The sequence below is a fragment of the Pseudoalteromonas sp. McH1-42 genome (assembly GCF_022347845.1).
GTDB classification, from domain to species: domain Bacteria; phylum Pseudomonadota; class Gammaproteobacteria; order Enterobacterales; family Alteromonadaceae; genus Pseudoalteromonas; species Pseudoalteromonas rubra_D.
Map to the genome: position 1 here is coordinate 1 of NZ_JAKRFU010000021.1, position 17,104 is coordinate 17,104.

The following is a 17,104-nucleotide window of genomic DNA, read 5'->3' on the forward strand; positions in this document are numbered from 1 at the left end:
GTTATGACAGGAAAGCAACTGCGCTGGGCTATACGTGAATACGTGCGCTTGATACATCTGCTCGGGAGGCCTCAATTATGAGGGGATCCCCCAGCGCCCGATTAACGGGTAAAAAATTATGGGCTAAAATTGAGCGAAGCGAACCAAGCCATGCTTTATTAGTCCGCGTTGATTTGCTTGTTAGGCTTACTCACCACTGAAATATATGTATCAGGAATGGAGATAACACCGTTATACATGGAAAATTTTTCAAAGTCGATTTTAGTAACAACATAGCCCCTTTTTGACAGCTCTATATGGATCTCTTGAAACAACGTTGTTGATTTTAACGCTTGATCATATGCTCTCATCAGAGGATGAAGTGCTGGGTTGTGCAAATTACCAGAAGACTTTTTAGCAGCAACTAATTCAGAGTTATAATTTTGTTTGTAAAATTCCAATAACTCATTGTTTGTTTTTTCTGACGATTGGCCAATAAGCCTAAGACTAAACTCCTTTCGAGTGAACTCCAATACCTTGAAAATATCCCTAGCCTGATACCCTTCACTTTTAATTAAAGCCAATTCTAGACTTGGTGTTGCACCATACTTTTTGAACTCTAATACTTTCAACTGAGTTGAATGAGTAAAACTGGAACAAAAAAGTAATGAAAAGATAGTGAGTTTATGAATTTGCACTTTTCTTCCTTGTAAGCCTAACGCCCCGCTCTGAGGACCCCCCAGATAATCATTCTTAAAATCAACAACCGAATAGCACGAATAGCCACGAATAGCAGACACCCAACCAAAAACTTGTCTGTCATACCCCCATCGCCTATGCTGTTAATCTGCTCCAAGGATAAGGACGAATAGCCTGCTGCGCTTTGCTGGAAACCCAAGACAAAACATGCCTAAAGGACTGCCCTTTGAACTTAAATACTACATTGAACTGGTTGAGCTCACTGGTCGATGCATTCGCGCAGACAAGCGAGGCCACATCTGCGATACCCAAGCTATCCTCGCCAGATTGCAAATAGAGCCTGAAAACTGGCTAAAGCTCACCACGCGATTTACCAAAGTATTCCACGGTGCAGTCGGCAGACAACAAGCCGTGACTGAATTTTGTGAACACCTGCAAAAAAAGCGACGACCTAATCTGGCTAATTGTGAACGCTTATTAGGTTAATATTGCCATTGTCCTGACTTCAAGTTTTGACCGTCGCACTCTGGCAGCACTTATCTGTGCCCCCAAAATACCACATAACTACGGTTCGAGCTGAAACTCCTCACCTATGAGTGCCAACTCTCTTGGTTTATCACTTCTTTACTCTACATAGCACTCGCAGTCACCCACTAAAGACCCATAAAAGGAACGTATAACGCTGGGTGTCTGCGTATTTATGTGCGGTATCACGGAGTTTTGTACAAACATTGAAGGCGCGGATCGCTGAACGGACGCACACTGAGGACTGAATCACACAGATTTAAAGGACAAAATAGCCATCCCGAATGACGCCTTCGGGATGGCTGATGTGGTTTAGGTAAAATACGTCCCCACGAAGAGCCGCAGGCTGCATACTCTGGTCATTGTTCTTTTGGATTAACCAGCGAATCTGGTTATCACATTGCCTAAATTACAGCAATTTTGACAAAATGGCGCCCCACTTAACTCCTAAAGTGCCAAGTGTAGATAGAGATCCCTGGCAATCACCATCTGAGTCTGAAAAGTCCGAACCATTGTAGGTTTTAATTTTAACTGCCAGATTATCACTGACGATAAACTCTGTTGAGCCATCCCCGGGCGTTCGACACTCCTTATAAGGGGTAACAGTTGTCACGCCCGTTAACACATAATGCGTGTCATCATCTTCAAACTGAACGATTAGTCCCCAATAGTCCCCTAACTTGCCTACTTGCACCTCTACTTCTTTAGATGATTTCTGCTTGCCTATCGCCTTAAACTCGCCCACAACCATTGGTGTATCAGGCACTGCGGGCAAACTAGAGTTATATGACAACAAGGCCGACGTAATGGCTTTAGATGATTTGTTGGTTACTTTGACCTGATTTGGAGAACTCAGGATATCTGCACTGCACGCAGCAGAAAAGGCAATAGACATAGTTAAGAGCGTGAACTTATTCATAGTATACCTCGTTAGATTGAGTATTTAAAATATGGCTTTTGACTTCAACGATATCCTGACAAACAGATCAAAACTCAAAGTTAATTTGTACCGGGTAGTGATCTGATAATTCGTTATAGTAGCCATTGTGATAGTAACGACCGTCGCTTAAACGCCAGTTGCCACGCAGGTAGCTCCAGTACCAGTTTTGCTCTGCTTTCGGGTAGCGTACCGCCATGCTTGGTGCATTGGTTGGCTGCTTGTGATCACGGTGCCAGAAAACGTAGTCCAGCGTATCGTTGTAATCCAGACTGTAATCAAAGTAGTACGCGTTGGCTTTGGTAAACCAATTGTATTTTGCCGGGAATGAGCCAACCTCAGGCGTCTCAAAATTTAACTCAGCACGTGAGGTTGCAAGCATATCGGCCACTTCATCTTGCTTACTCCACTCAACGTTCATGTCGCCGCCAATGATAACCGGCTCGCTGGCCGGAATGTTTTCGGCACTGATAAACGACTGAATTTCACTTAACTGACCCATACGCACGCGGTGCTCCTGAGCGGTGTCGCCATCGTGGGTTGCCTGCAAGTGCGTGCCGATCAGGTGGTAACGCTGGCTGTCTTTCTCGATTTCGACGTAGGCAAAACCTTTATTTGACAGATAATCCCAGCTGCCATTCAGGCTGTTTTCAAACACATGGGCTTTTTGCGTAATAATCGGGTATTTAGACAAAATCACCACACCGCCACGGATCACAAACGGGCTGTTTGAGCAGTTACCGGTCAGACCATCCCAACCGCTGCCACTACAGTCCAGACCCACATTGGGCGTCTGATAAGGGTAAAGTGCAGAAAGCTCAGCCAGTGCCTGTTCGGCATCGCTGTTAAAAGCTTCACTGATCAAAATTACATCCGGACTGTCGCTCATTGAGGCCAGTACAGAAGGCAAGCGCTCCGCCCGGTTCTCCTGATCCCAGTCCTGCACATTGAGCTGCATAATATTGTATGCCATTACTTTCAGTGAATCGGCCATGCTGTGTGTACTGTTCAGCATCAGTGCACATAACAGCGCATGCTTAGCTTTCATTTTACGTCTCCGAAATCTCATTATTGTTTTTGTCTTTGTTAATGATTTTTTACACCCGGGTTCCGCACAGACAGACCCGTGAGTAAAAAATTTCGCAGCACACATTAGTGATAAAAAATGACACCTGGATTTCGACAAACCATTATTTCGATTAAGGTTTTATTGGAATGACATGACGCTTTTAAGGCTTTTTAATGACCGGAAGAGAAAAAACCAAAGCCGAACAGGCGGTCGATTAGCTTTACACCTTAAGCGTAATTAACTTCACATTTACTCAGACACTTAGATTGATCCACACAGAAAAACGCAATACAATAATGATTCTCATTTGCATAAAAGGAAACATTACAAAATGAAAATACTCTCTGTCCTGTTGCTTTTGCTGTGCTCCTTGCCAGCATTTGCTAAAAAGCCAATCCGTGTTGTTGATGTGGGTGTGATGGGGCTTGCCTCTCACGACTTATTCCAGTGGAATACGGCCACCCGCGAAAATGAAGAAAACAGTCGTTTTGACCTGAGCACGATTTTTGATTACGCCGATGGCACCCGCATTCATCAGGGCGGTAACCCTAAAAACTCGTCAAATGCAGCGGTGTATTCAATCACCCAGAACCTGGTAAGCTTCTATACGGGTAAAAAAGCGGCATTGCTCATGTCCAGAACGGTCACCGAGGAACAGGCGCACATCATCTCCCGTCAGCAAACGGTTGCCTTCTTTATGGGTATGGTTAAAGAGTCTTATGAACGCTTCACCAATGCCCGATTCCCTGACTATGCACTGGCGCAAAGCGTCACGGATGATGAGCAAGGCGTAATGCGCGCATTGCATGATATTTTGCCAGGCAAAATCAACGTGAACCGTAACCTGACGCGGGAAGTGTTCGAAGTCACCGACTTCAGACAAGCCATGACTCAGCTGTCACCAACCGAAATGATGAAAACGGTAAAGTTTTACGACGGTCAATACGATGAAGAATACCTGCATGTCGTAGTCCCCGGCTTCCCGGATCCAACCATCATCAACCTGCAAGCCATTGATCAGAGCTTTATCGCAGAGCAAACGAACTATAACCTCGACGACATGCTCGCCGAACTGAAATTCTACGGCCAGTTCCCCTTCTTCGGCAACCTGGTCCATTTCACAAGCTTTGGCTACCACCTGGAAAACCTGTTTGCCAAAGGCATTTGCAACAAATACGTTGATGGCAGTCCGAATACCTGGAATACCATTGCGGTAGAGTGTTATTGATCCACTTGATAGATATGCTCTGTTGATGGAGCTAAATACGCACTTGTTTTTAAGAAGCAAGTGCGTTTTTTGAGTTTGATGCCCAGTCCGAAAAGTTAACCTTGAATTATGTATATTTTAAAAGCAAAATCAGGGGATTACTTTGCTTGCTAGAGAAGCTAGTCTCTAACAACATGGTTGTAAAACTGTCTAATATGATAATTAGGTGCACCTGCCAGTTTCTTATAAGGAAGATGTAGTGATTGCAAGTCTAGGGCATTATGTAGAGATAATTTCTGAGCTGGGCGTAGATCTCTGGTTAAAAGCGTGATTGGAAAGTACTTTTTTGCTTTAAGAGGATTTTGATTTTGAAGTGAAATCTGACACCGCAAACTTTGGAGTTTGGGTGGCAGTCTTACCAGCCACATCCCGGCACACGAGTCATTCGCTGTGGCTGCTTCCTTCCGGACCTGACCAGGTTCACGAACTATCGTTGCGAGAGGACCAATAAGACTACCATTGAGGGCCTCGTTTGGCGCGGGAGGGATTATCGCGAGTTTCGCGTCTGGTTGCAAGGGGAAATGTTAAAAAGCCCGGCTAACTGCATAGTGAATATACAATTAGGCGGGCTTTGCTGTTTTGGTTGGTTTTTTTCTTCGGTTTTAGCTTACTTTGCCAGCGCGACTTTTAGGTCTTGCAGGCGTTTCTTCATCTTCTTCATGTTTTCCGGGCCCATGCGCAGGAAAAGTTTTTGCGCATCGGATAATTGCTCCCACTCTGCATAGGCATATTTGTAGGTCACAGACTCCTGAAGCAGCGGCAGGCTGGTTTCCGGGATTGGGGTTTCCAGCAGCTCGCCAAGTGCTTCTTGTAACGTCAGGTCGAATTCGCCGCTGTCGTAGCCAATTTCTTCATAGGCTTCACCTATCAAGGGTCTGAATTTGTTGTACGTACGCACCAGTTGCGCAGTACTCATGGCATTAAGCATGTTCACATAAGGCGTGTAGCGCTCGAAGCTGTTTGGATCGGTGATGATGATGTCGTCTTCAATAACCATAAAGCTGTCTTTGGGCTTGCTGACCGGGAAGTGCTTTTTGGCCACTTTACCCTGTGCCAGGTTATCAACAAACACCACGCTGCGGCGGATCATGTCTTCCGTCACCACTAAATCCATCGCGGTATCATTCAGGTAATTCGAAATTTGCTCGCTCAGGGCCACGTCGCTGTCATCCAGTGATGGTAGCGGTGCAACAACAGGTTGCTCAGGCTCACGCTGTGGCAGCGGCTCTGGCTCGGGTTCAGGCATGGGCTCAGGCTCAACAACCGGCGCAGGTTCAATGGTCTCTTCGACTTCCTGCAAGGGCTCCGGACGGGCGGTATTAACCACTTCCGTCGGGGTTTTCTCCGGTACGACGACATCCTGTTTAAATTTGGTGTTTTCCTGCTGATTATCCCGGTTTGAAAGCACAAATATGGCCACGATAACGAGGGCTATAACCACGCTCACGGCAAGCAATAAGTGGCTGTTAGACGGCTTGCTTTTCCTTGGTTCTGCTGAGTTGTGCTCTGACATGGAAGCTCCATTAATTTTTTCTAAACGAATAAGTTGCACATACGGTGATTAAAATGCCATCAAGGCGTATCACCGCACAGTAAGGCGACAAAAATAATCTATAATATACAAAAGATTATAGCTTATTGCTGGCCGTTATTACGACCTTTGCAGCTGCAACCTATGGCATTTTTAGTCTCTTTAAACGCGTATACTCACAAATGCATCCAATATTGGTGAGTATCCATTAAAAGATATCGCATCCGTGACAAGGTGCAATACCAATTCGTGCTTAGTGAGCATATGGACTCAATATGAATCGCCTATGAATTTGTTCCCAAGCCGCGATGTATTGCTATTTTACTAAGTTAAACAAATCGTTATAGTAACACTATCAGGCCAGTGCTGGCTGGCAATTATTTCTCAAATCAACCCATACCATATAAGCGGTTAAGGAAGCATATGAGTAAGCATCACAGTTCGCGTTCATGTCCTCGTTCGGCACTGCTGCTAACCGGTGGTGGGGCCCGTGCAGCCTACCAGATTGGGGTGTTGAAAGCGCTGGCACACAGCCTGCCCAGAACCGCCCCGCTGCCCTTTCGCATTATTAATGGTACATCGGCGGGCGCTATTAATTCCGCCGGCCTGGCCTGCTACGCCTCGAATATGCATCTGGCAATACGCAAAATAGAGTCAATCTGGAAGAACTTTCATACCGATATGGTGTACGAGAGTGGTTTTGTGGGAGCATTCGGTCATATTCTGGGCAATATGATGCGCAGCTTTCAGGCTGAATATATCAACCAGCCCCCCGCGAGCCTGCTGGACAACACACCACTGCGCCAGCTGCTAAATGATGTACTCGACCTGTCCCGTATCGACCGCCACATTCAGCGTGGCTACCTGGATGCGCTGTCGGTGACGGTATCCAGCTACTCAACCGGCCGCTCGGTGGCATTTTATCAGGCGAAAGATGCACGCCCCTGGCAACGCGCCAAGCGCATCGGTGTGCCCGACCATATTACGCTGGACCACCTGATGGCCTCCAGTGCCATTCCCATGGTATTTCCCAGTGTGCGGGTTCGGCACCATTATTACGGCGATGGCTCTATCCACCAGCTGTCACCACTTAGCCCTTCAATCCACCTGGGCGCCGAGAAAATTTTTGTCATTGGTGTTGAGCAGCCCAAGATCCCAACGCCCATTGGCTATGAGCCGCATTTTCCCGGTATGTCGGTGGTGGCGGGTCATTTGCTCGATAGCGTGTTCAGCGACACGTTACAGTCAGATCTGGAGCGCATGGAGCGGGTTAACCGCACCGTGGGATTACTGCCCGCCAGAGACAAACACAAAGAACTTAAACACATTCAGACTCTGGTGGTTAACCCCACCCATAACTTCAATGAACTGGCGCTGCATTATTACGATGAACTGCCACTGGCCATTAAGCTCTTACTGCGCTCCATCGGGGTTAAACGGCATTCTCCATCGAGTTTAACCAGTTATCTGTTGTTCGAAAAAGCCTATACCCGGGAGCTGATAGAATATGGATATCAGGATGGACTGGCCCGGCTGGATGAGATCCGGGCATTTCTGGAGCTGGATTAACTGTGGACCTGTGTTATGGCAGGCCATCCAACAAAAATTGCTCCGCGCGCTCTACCCGGCGCGGCTTGCCTTTTAGCAGCAATACATCACTGGCACACAGGGTGATCTCTTCATCCGGCATAGAGATTTCTTCGCCGTTGCGCCGCAGCGCTTTCACCACCACCTTGTGCCGCGCCAGATCCAGCTCAGCGATTGATTTGTCTACCGCAAAGGCCTCGTCCGGCAAGGCTATGGCGTGCAGGTATTCAAGCCGATCTGAGCTATAGCCTGATCCTTCAGCCCCCGCGTACTCTTTCATTTCCTGGCTGTCCCCGGTGAAAAAGCCGTGCAGATATTCGTAGCGATTTTGCCTTTCAATGCTTACCCGTTTAAGGATCCGCCGCATGGGTACGCCAGACATATACAATACATGCGACACCATCATCAGGCTGGCCTCCAGTGACTCTGGCACCACCTCAGTGGCTCCGAGTTCTTTGAGCGCCTCAAGATGGGTATCGTCCTTCATTCTGACCAGAATTTTGACTTCGGGCGCAAAGCGTTTAACCGCATCTATCACTGCCTGCGCTTTATCAAAGTCATTTAACGACACAATCACCAGCCGGGCCTCACTGACATTGGCCGACTTAAGCACTTCGTGCTGGGTCGGATCACCAAACACCACGGGCTCCCCGGCGGTCAGCGCCTCCTGAACAATGGCCGGGTTACGCTCCACGGCAATATAAGGAATGGCTTCCGGACGCAAAAAGCGCGCTATGGTCTGGCCGACGCGGGCATAGCCAAAAATCACCACATGATTTTTAATTTTACTGGAGGTAATAAAACCCTGTTCGTGTGGCTCTGGCCGACCTTCGCTGTCTATGCGCAACAGCTTTATGAGCCTGTCTGTTTCGCTGATCAAATAAGGGGTTAACGCCATAGACAACACCCCCAGCGCTATCAGGAACGACGCTACTTCTGCACTGAGCAATTGGTGCTTGCCGGCCAGAGCAACCAGTACAAAACCGAACTCACCCATCTGCCATAGCAAGATCCCGGCTGCAAAAGCGTCTTTGCGACGCTCTCCCATCAGTTGTGCCAACAGGAAAATAATGGCCAGTTTAAGAACAATGAGCAGCGCCAGCACCAGCACGATATAAATAAAGGACTGGATCACGTAAGACACATCCAGTTGCGTGCCAACGGTAACAAAAAACAGCCCCATCAGAATATCGCGAAATGGCCGGATCTCGGCTTCCAGCTGGTGCCTGAACTGGCTTTCGCCCAGCATCATTCCCGCCAGAAATGCCCCTAACGCCATAGACAAGCCAAATGCATAAGTCAGTGCACCCGCACACAGCGCGACCACTAAGGTGGTCAGTACAAATAACTCATCAGTGCGTGCCATGGCAACTTCATTAAATACTTTGGGTAAGACCCATTTGCCGATGGCCCATAACAACATACACACGAATGCGCCTTTGGCGAGAGCCAGTATAAGTGCCCCCACCAGCACCTGATTATCAGACTGACTTAATAAAGGAATGGTGATCAGCAAAGGCACCACGGCAATGTCCTGGAACAACAACACCCCCACAGCCAGCTGACCCCGGCGAATATTCAATATTCCCCGCTCTTTGAGTTCTTTAACCACCACGGCGGTTGAAGACAGCGCAATTAAGCTGGCGATGATCAATGCCTCTATCCAGTTAAACCCCAGGTACTTTAATATCACCGCCAACACCACCGTGGTGACCAGCACCTGCAAGCTGCCCAGACCAAACACCACGCTGCGCATAGCCATTAATTTGGGAATAGAGAATTCAAGACCAAGACTAAACAGTAAAAAAACGATGCCCAATTCGGCAATCAGCTGGATCTCGTGACTGTTGCTGATCCAGCCAAAGCCATAGCTGCCAGCCAGCAGTCCGGTCAGCAGATAAGCCAGGATAGGCGGCAGCCCAACCCGCTTAAATGACCACACCAACACTACGGCGCAGAGTAATAAGGCTATCAACCCGGCAAACTGACCTTCCAGGGCGGCAACTAGCGTACTGGTGACATCCTCACCTAAAAACCCGGCAAAATTTTGCTGCAAACCGCCTCCCAAGCGTCAATAAAATAGTGTTGAGCAATTTTTATTCACTATTAAATATAGCAAGCAGCTGTTTTTCAGCCAGTTTAAATTTTTGGCATGAAACTCGCTTAGAACAGTTCGAATGTTGTACTTTAGGGGAATACTAGATGGAAAATGTCCATATTTTGACTCAACGGGCGCCGACGCGCGGGGATTTTTTGCCGTTTAATGCGCAAATGCAAATGTCGCACGTCCCCGAAAACCCGATGAGTTTGACTGAAAAATTACAAACAACGCTGGATGTCAACGGGCTGCTCGACATCTTTGCAGGTTACATCAAGCGTATTATCAACCTGGCTGGGTTGCAGTTTCACTCCAGCGAAGGGGTGTTTCAGATGCAGCAGAGCAACAATCAGCTCAGCCCGTATACCTTTGATCTGGAGTTGAACAGCCAGCATCTGGGTCAGATTGTGTACTTCAGTAAATATCGTCTCAGTGAGGCTTTGCAGGCCCGGCTTATCCAGCTGCACACCTGCTTATTGTATCCGCTGAGAAATGCCCTGATGTATCAAAGGGTACTGAAGCTGGCAACCAAAGATTCACTGACGGGCCTGTCGAACCGCAGCCAGTTCAATGAGTTTCTGGCTAAAAAGCTGGAGCGCAGTCGTCGTCATCACAGCAACTTTAGCCTGATGCTACTGGATCTCGATAACTTTAAGCAAGTTAACGACCTGTATGGCCACAAAATGGGCGACAATGTGTTGATTGAATTTGCCCGCATTCTGGAGTCTTCGGTGCGTGCGACCGATACGGTCTTCCGTTTTGGTGGCGATGAATTCGCGATACTGATAGACGACCCGGCGTTTACCACCAATAAGGTGATTGCAGAGCGCATTATGGCGTCCGTCAGAACCTGTACGATTATGAAGAATCATGACGTGACCACCAGTATCGGCTTTACACTGGCAACCAGCAAGGATTGCCCGAACGAGATTTTCTCACGAGCAGATAAAGGCCTGTATCGCGCCAAGGACGCCGGTCGAAACTGCGCCCGTACAATCTAAGTCAGACAACCTCGCCATATTGCGTCCCCTAACGCAATATGGCCTTTATCCCCACCTGCCTCAGGGATTTAATTAACTTACTAACGGTGTCAAACACCATCACGAAAGGTTAGTAAAAGGATTTCTCCACCTGACATTTAACGTGTATTGCAGGTAATTTTACTTACGCAGCAAAATCAATTTATACAGCAATAACAATGCAGAGAAGCCGCAAAAGAAGCTGTTGATCACCCAGGCCAGTGATAAAAAGTTAGGCAGGTCACTGAAAATGATTGCCAGCATGGGCGCACCCAGACCAAAGATAAAAAAGCTGCCACCTTTACCGTGCCAGTACGCCAGTAACAATGCTGCACTGAGTGCGCCGACACTCAGGCTGAGCACAACATTTCCAATATTCAGACCCCCGTTCATCACCAAAACAATAAACAAGGCACCGCAACCCAGTACTGCCCAGATGGCCTTATTTGCCAGCGATTCACCGATTTTTTGTGTTTCTTGCATCTTCTAACTTCCAGCTAAGTCCCTGAGACGATGCATACGCCTCATTGACGAAAAACCCAACGACCTGCACCAGCTCGTCGTTATAATAAATCAAAGGCACGCGACTGCGCTCCCAGGTGGGCACATCATAGTCTTTGAGCCAATGTTTAAGCGTATTACGGCCACTGCGCCCTGGCGGTTTAACTTTTTCATTCAGGCAATTAAACCGCACTGACACCTGCTCATCTGCAGTCGGGTGACGAACTCCCTGACCTTCAATCACACTTAAGGTTGTATTGTCATCCAGCGCCACCTTCATCAGGCCAACATCATACTGCGCCTGTCGCGGTGGCTGTTCGGTCACCCAATGCAACTGATCTTTGAAGCGCCGGACCTGCCCGCCAGGCAGTGAAACCGTCATTTGTGCGTCAGCCCGTGCATTAAGTGCCTGGCTCAGGATCTGATCAAGCTGCTTCTGCGATGGCATCTGGACACCCAGCTCCGCTAACCAGGTACGTACCAGATTTTGTTGCCGCAATGGGGCAAATTGTGCAAGGCGGCTGATAGATAAACTCAGCTCACTGCGACATTGCGCCAGATCAGCCTGGGTGATTTCGTCCAGTAAGGCCTGCTGCCCCTGCAACAACTCAACGGTGCGCATAACGCTGGGAATAAATCCCGAAAAACGGGATTTTAGCAAAGGCAGTACCTGATTACGCAAGAAATTGCGATCAAATCGATCACTGAGATTTGACTCGTCTTCGATGTGGGCAATGCCAAATGTCTGTGCAAACGCCTCTATGTCGGCGCGCTCTGATGACAACAAAGGCCTTAAACAGACGCGCCCAGATGGCAGTGTACTGTGCGCGTGCATGGCACCGAGCCCTTTCAGACCTGAACCCCGTTTCAGACGCAGTAAAAAGGTCTCAACCTGATCGTCACCATGCTGGCCGAGCACCAGTGCATGCCCCTGATCCGCCCGTTTGTCCAATGCTTCATACCGTGCTGTGCGGGCCTGAGCCTCGAGGCTTTGCCGGTTTTGTGCCAAGACCTTGACGGAGACGGGGGTAAACGCAACCGCCAATGCATCGCACTGTGCCTGGCAAAATGTCTGCCACTGCAAAGAATTAGGCGACAAGCCATGATCAACATAAATCGCCTGCAGGGCCAGATGAGGATGAATTTGCACGTAGTGGTGACACAAGTGCAGCAGTACCATTGAATCGACACCACCCGAGAGCGCAACGGTGAGGCCACGTGTTGCCGTATGCGTTACCGTATGCGTTTCTTCACGTGCTACCTTGTTTGCCAGTAAGGCGTCTAAGCTGGCAGAAAAACGTTTATAAAGCGGTGTCTGAGTCATAATCACGGGTGTTGTAGGTACTTAGGCAGTATTATCCCGATTTAGCAGGCACAAAAAAAGCCGCGATGCGGCTTTTTTCGGTTTTGCTGTGTCGCTCTGGTTTAGCAGTAACCAAATGACATCAGGCGCTGGTAGCGTTGTTCCAGCATTTCTTCTGTACTGAGCGCTTCAAGCTCACCCAGATCACGCTTCAGCTGTGCTTTAAGGTTTTTCGCCATCGTATCGTAGTTGCGATGTGCGCCGCCCATAGGCTCGTCAATAATGGTATTGATCAGATCCAGCTCTTTTACTCGCGTTGCCGAAACACCCATAGCTTCTGCCGCCAATGGGGCTTTTTCAGCACTCTTCCACAGAATAGACGCACAGCCTTCCGGCGAGATAACTGAGTAAGTACTGTATTGCAGCATGTTAACGCGATCACCCACACCAATGGCCAGTGCACCACCTGAGCCACCCTCACCAATTACGGTACAAATGGTCGGTACTTTCAGTGCAGCCATCACTTTCAGGTTGCGTGCGATTGCTTCACTCTGACCACGCTCTTCAGCGCCAACGCCCGGGTAAGCGCCCGGCGTGTCGATGAAGGTGATGATTGGCATTTTAAAACGCTCAGCCATTTCCATCAGGCGTAATGCTTTACGATACCCTTCTGGCTTAGGCATACCAAAGTTGCGCTTGATTTTCTCAGCGGTATCACGGCCTTTCTGCTGACCGATGACCATCACTGGCTTATCATCTAGACGTGCTACACCGCCCAGAATGGCCGGATCGTTTGCGAACGTACGGTCACCCGCAAACTCGTCAAATTCAGTGAAAATACGCTCGATATAATCGCGAGTATATGGACGAAGCGGATGACGCGCCAGCTGAGATACCTGCCAGGCACCCAGGTTGTCGAAGATCTTTTTCGTTTGCTCTACGCTTTTTTCCTTGAGGCGGCTGATCTCTTCTTCAAGGCTGAGATCAAGACTGCCAGAGCGGCTTACGTTTTGTAATTCATTGATTTTTGCTTCTAATTCTGCAATCGGAAGCTCAAATTCAAGATAATTGAGGCTCATGCTCTAAACTACCTGTTTAATTAAATTCTAGTTCTATTTCCTGCGCCGCCATCTTGGATAATCGTCTGAGGAGATCATCACTGGGCGTCACACACCATTGCATACCTAATGTCACTTCCGCTATCGCGTCTGGGCGCTGATATTGGATTTTTACCGGACACGTTCCGAATTTGTACGGTTCCAGTACTTTTTTCAGATTATCTATGAAATTCGCGTCTATTTGCACCATATTCAATGTCATTTTTATCGCACTGATCCGCTTTTCGCGGGCCTGAGCTATGGTACAGACTTCTCTGGCGGTCATTGTAATGCCGCCGGAGAAGTTATCAAAGCTGACCTGTCCGGATATTACCAAGATTTGGTTCATTTGCAGCATATCTTGGTACATTTCAAACTGTTCAGGGAATAAGCGTACATCAATTCGTGCGCTCTTGTCATCTAAAGTTATCAGACCCCAGCGTTTGCCTTTCTTATTGATCAGCACCCTTGCATTGATAACCAGTCCGGCAGCCGTCGATTGCACATCGCGATTCGTCGGCTGTAATTCTACTAGACGACCAGAAGTGTAATTTTTTAACTCTTTTCTGTACTGATTGATCGGGTGACCCGTCAGATACAAGCCTAAAGTGTCTTTTTCACCCTGCAACCATTCATCGTCTGACAGCCCAATGGCTTTAACAAACGCTTGTTCTACTTCGTCGGGCTCAACGGCCAGCAGACCAAACAAATCACTCTGCCCCAGCGATTCAGCCTTGTGATGCTGCTCGGCTGACTTCATGGCATCTTTGAGGCTCGCAAGCAAAGTAGCACGGCCTGGTTGTGTCTTCTCTGGTCCCAGCTGATCCAGCGCGCCTGCGTAGATCAGTTTTTCAATAACCCTACGGTTGAGGCGTTTCAGGTCAACCCGGGCACAGAAATCAAATAAATCTTTAAACGGACCGCCCTGCTCCCGGGCTTCCAGGATGGCTTCTACCGGGCCTTCACCCACCCCTTTGATGGCACCGATACCGTAAACTATCTCACCCTGACGGTTTACAGCAAACTTGTAGACACCCGCATTGACGTCTGGTGGAAGCAGCGTCAACTTCATGTTTTCGCATTCATCGACCAGGGTCACGATTTTGTCGGTGTTATCCATATCCGCCGACATTACCGCAGCCATAAACTCGGCCGGATAATGGGTCTTCATCCACAGCGTCTGATATGACACCAGTGCATAAGCAGCAGAGTGAGATTTGTTAAAGCCGTAACCTGCGAACTTCTCTACAAGATCGAAGATCTTCATCGCAAGTTCGCCATCAACTCCGTTGTCTTTCGCACCGTCTTCAAAGGTCGTTCGCTGCTTCGCCATTTCCTCGGGCTTTTTCTTACCCATGGCTCGACGCAGCAAGTCCGCGCCACCCAGGCTGTATCCCGCCAGGACCTGGGCAATCTGCATTACCTGTTCCTGGTATAGGATGATCCCGTAGGTCGGCTCCAGGATGGGTTGCAGGCTCTCGTGCTGGTATTGCGCATCCGGATATGAAATGTCTTCGCGACCATGCTTACGGTCGATGAAGTTATCTACCATCCCCGATTGCAGCGGGCCCGGACGGAACAAGGCAACCAGTGCGATCATATCTTCGAAGCAGTCCGGCTTCAGGCGACGGATCAGATCTTTCATCCCCCGTGATTCCAGCTGGAATACTGCGGTGGTTTCGGCTCTGAGTAACACTTCAAAACTGGCCGGATCATCCAGTGGGATGGCCGCAATATCGACCGGCTCAATGCCGTCGCGCGCCAGTCGCTCGTTGGTCATGTCCAACGCCCACTGCAAAATGGTTAAAGTACGCAGACCCAGGAAGTCGAACTTTACCAGACCGGCCGTTTCAACGTCGTTTTTATCAAACTGAGTGACCGGGAACTTACCTTCTTCATCACAATACAATGCAGCGAAGTCGGTTATGCTGGTAGGCGAGATAACCACGCCCCCGGCGTGCTTACCGGCGTTACGGGTACAACCTTCGAGAATACGACACTTGTCGATCAGCTCGCGGACTTCCTCATCGCCGTCATACACTTCAGGCAGCCGAGGCTCAACCTCAAACGCTTTGGCCAGTGTCATACCCGGGTCACCAGGCACCAGCTTAGAAATTCGGTCAACAAAACCGTAAGGGTGTCCAAGCACCCGGCCGACATCCCGGATAACCGCCTTAGCCGCCATCGTACCAAAGGTGATGATCTGAGATACCGCCTGACGACCATACAGTTTAGATACGTGGTCGATTACTTCATCCCGTCGGTCCATACAGAAGTCGACGTCGAAGTCGGGCATCGAGACACGTTCAGGGTTAAGGAAACGTTCGAATAGCAGGTCGAATTCCAGCGGGTCCAGATCGGTGATCTTTAACGCATAAGCAACCAAAGAACCCGCACCGGAGCCCCGCCCCGGTCCAACCGGAATATCATTATCCTTACTCCACTGGATGAACTCCATTACGATCAGGAAGTAGCCCGGGAATCCCATCTGGTTGATTACGTCAAGTTCAATTTGCAGACGTTCATCATAAGGGATACGCTTTTCGGCGCGTTCCGCGTCATCCGGGAATAAGAATAACAGTCGCTCTTCCAGACCATCGCGAGATACCTTGACCAGGAAGTCTTCAATCTTTAACTCACCAGTTGGGTAATCAGGCAGGAAGTAGGTCCCAAGCTGCACCGTAACATTACAGCGCTTGGCTATCTCAACGGTATTTTGCAACGCCTCTGGAATATCACTGAATAACTCCTGCATTTGCTCAGGGGTTTTTAGATACTGCTCTTTGGAGAAACGTCTGGGTCGGTTTTTGTCTTCCAGTGTGTAGCCGTCGTGGATGGCCACACGAATTTCGTGTGGTTCAAAATCCTGTTCATGCAGGAACACCACTTCGTTGGTTGCAACGACAGGCAAGCCTCTTTGTGTGGCCAGTGCGACTGCAGCATGCAGATATTCTTCTTCTTGCTCACGGCCGGTACGATGTAGTTCAAGATAATAATGATCGGCGAAATGGGTCTCGTAAAATTCAACCGTATCGGCAACCAGCTGCGGGTTACCCTTGAGCAGGGCTTTACCGACATCGCCATCTTTGGCACCTGAGAGTAAGATCAGGCCTTCTTTGTATTTGGCAAGCCACGCCTTATCAATAACGGGCCGATGAAATACATGCCCGCGTAAATAGGCTTCGGAGATCAGTAAAGTAAGGTTTTTATAGCCTTCATTATTTTTTGCCAGCACCACAATGCGACTCGGCTCATCAGGAAACTGCTCGCTCTTCAGCCAAAAATCCGCCCCCACCAGAGGTTTAATACCCGCACCATGCGCAGTACCGTAAAAACGGACCAGGCCGCACAAGTTCATCTGATCGGTAATTGCAAAGGCTGGCATGCCCAGTTCAGCGGCACGAGCCACAATGGGCTTAGTTTTAGCCAGCCCGTCAACCATAGAAAAGTCACTGTGTACTCTTAAATGAACAAACTCAGGTGCTGCCATAA

At 48.7% G+C, this 17,104-nt stretch carries 12 protein-coding genes, 1 other RNA gene and 1 pseudogene; 4 read left to right on the plus strand and 10 right to left on the minus strand.

The genetic code is table 11. The annotated features are described in order from the left end of the window. Nucleotides 1-158: 158 nt before the first annotated feature. On the minus strand, nucleotides 159-779 hold the full coding sequence (locus tag MHN31_RS17890; protein WP_239444958.1) for a hypothetical protein: 621 nt from the start codon (nucleotides 777-779) through the stop codon (nucleotides 159-161). 70 nt (nucleotides 780-849) lie between these two features. On the opposite strand from MHN31_RS17890, the pseudogene MHN31_RS17895 reads away from it, so the two are divergent. Then, nucleotides 850-1,164: pseudogene (locus MHN31_RS17895) on the plus strand (transposase); the annotation flags it as partial. Between the two features lie 448 nt (nucleotides 1,165-1,612). Here the strand turns inward: MHN31_RS17895 and MHN31_RS17900 are convergent. Together MHN31_RS17900 and MHN31_RS17905 are read right to left on the minus strand one after the other, a co-directional pair. Then, the gene (locus MHN31_RS17900) at nucleotides 1,613-2,122 is read right to left on the minus strand and encodes a hypothetical protein (RefSeq protein ID WP_239444959.1); all 510 of its coding nucleotides are present in this window, start codon (nucleotides 2,120-2,122) and stop codon (nucleotides 1,613-1,615) included. A 67-nt stretch (nucleotides 2,123-2,189) separates the two neighbouring features. Beyond that, the gene (locus MHN31_RS17905; protein WP_239444960.1) at nucleotides 2,190-3,188 is read right to left on the minus strand and encodes a sphingomyelin phosphodiesterase; all 999 of its coding nucleotides are present in this window, start codon (nucleotides 3,186-3,188) and stop codon (nucleotides 2,190-2,192) included. A 352-nt stretch (nucleotides 3,189-3,540) separates the two neighbouring features. On the opposite strand from MHN31_RS17905, the gene MHN31_RS17910 reads away from it, so the two are divergent. Beyond that, on the plus strand, nucleotides 3,541-4,437 hold the full coding sequence (locus MHN31_RS17910) for a hypothetical protein (protein WP_239444961.1): 897 nt from the start codon (nucleotides 3,541-3,543) through the stop codon (nucleotides 4,435-4,437). A gap of 392 nt (nucleotides 4,438-4,829) precedes the next feature. Here the strand turns inward: MHN31_RS17910 and ffs are convergent. Together ffs and MHN31_RS17920 are read right to left on the minus strand one after the other, a co-directional pair. Continuing rightward, nucleotides 4,830-4,926: signal recognition particle sRNA small type (ffs, locus tag MHN31_RS17915), an RNA gene on the minus strand. Nucleotides 4,927-5,083: 157 nt separating this feature from the next. Further along, nucleotides 5,084-5,989: a DUF3014 domain-containing protein gene (locus tag MHN31_RS17920; RefSeq protein WP_239444962.1), complete on the minus strand. Its 906-nt coding sequence runs from the start codon at nucleotides 5,987-5,989 to the stop codon at nucleotides 5,084-5,086. A 441-nt stretch (nucleotides 5,990-6,430) separates the two neighbouring features. Between MHN31_RS17920 and MHN31_RS17925 the strand changes: the two genes are divergently transcribed. Next, entirely contained in the window at nucleotides 6,431-7,576 is a 1,146-nt protein-coding gene (locus MHN31_RS17925; RefSeq protein WP_010385775.1) for a patatin-like phospholipase family protein, read from the plus strand. A gap of 13 nt (nucleotides 7,577-7,589) precedes the next feature. Here the strand turns inward: MHN31_RS17925 and MHN31_RS17930 are convergent, their stop codons facing one another. Further along, nucleotides 7,590-9,590: a monovalent cation:proton antiporter family protein gene (locus MHN31_RS17930; RefSeq protein ID WP_239445016.1), complete on the minus strand. Its 2,001-nt coding sequence runs from the start codon at nucleotides 9,588-9,590 to the stop codon at nucleotides 7,590-7,592. Between the two features lie 206 nt (nucleotides 9,591-9,796). Between MHN31_RS17930 and MHN31_RS17935 the strand changes: the two genes are divergently transcribed. Beyond that, nucleotides 9,797-10,693 carry a GGDEF domain-containing protein gene (locus tag MHN31_RS17935; RefSeq protein WP_010385773.1) on the plus strand — a complete coding sequence of 299 codons (897 nt, stop codon included), beginning with the start codon at nucleotides 9,797-9,799 and terminating at the stop codon, nucleotides 10,691-10,693. A gap of 159 nt (nucleotides 10,694-10,852) precedes the next feature. On the opposite strand, the gene MHN31_RS17940 is transcribed toward MHN31_RS17935, so the two are convergent. From MHN31_RS17940 to dnaE, 4 genes are all read right to left on the minus strand, one after another. Then, nucleotides 10,853-11,194 (minus strand): hypothetical protein, encoded by a 342-nt coding sequence (locus MHN31_RS17940; protein WP_138538987.1) that lies wholly within the window; start codon nucleotides 11,192-11,194, stop codon nucleotides 10,853-10,855. Beyond that, complete coding sequence (gene tilS / locus MHN31_RS17945) at nucleotides 11,169-12,536, minus strand: tRNA lysidine(34) synthetase TilS (protein WP_239444963.1); 1,368 nt, start codon at nucleotides 12,534-12,536, stop codon at nucleotides 11,169-11,171. Before tilS ends, MHN31_RS17940 begins: the two co-directional genes overlap by 26 nt. 101 nt (nucleotides 12,537-12,637) lie before the next feature. Beyond that, nucleotides 12,638-13,594 carry an acetyl-CoA carboxylase carboxyl transferase subunit alpha gene (gene accA / locus MHN31_RS17950; protein WP_125564057.1) on the minus strand — a complete coding sequence of 319 codons (957 nt, stop codon included), beginning with the start codon at nucleotides 13,592-13,594 and terminating at the stop codon, nucleotides 12,638-12,640. A 16-nt stretch (nucleotides 13,595-13,610) separates the two neighbouring features. Then, complete coding sequence (gene dnaE, locus MHN31_RS17955; protein WP_239444964.1) at nucleotides 13,611-17,102, minus strand: DNA polymerase III subunit alpha; 3,492 nt, start codon at nucleotides 17,100-17,102, stop codon at nucleotides 13,611-13,613. Nucleotides 17,103-17,104: the final 2 nt, after the last annotated feature.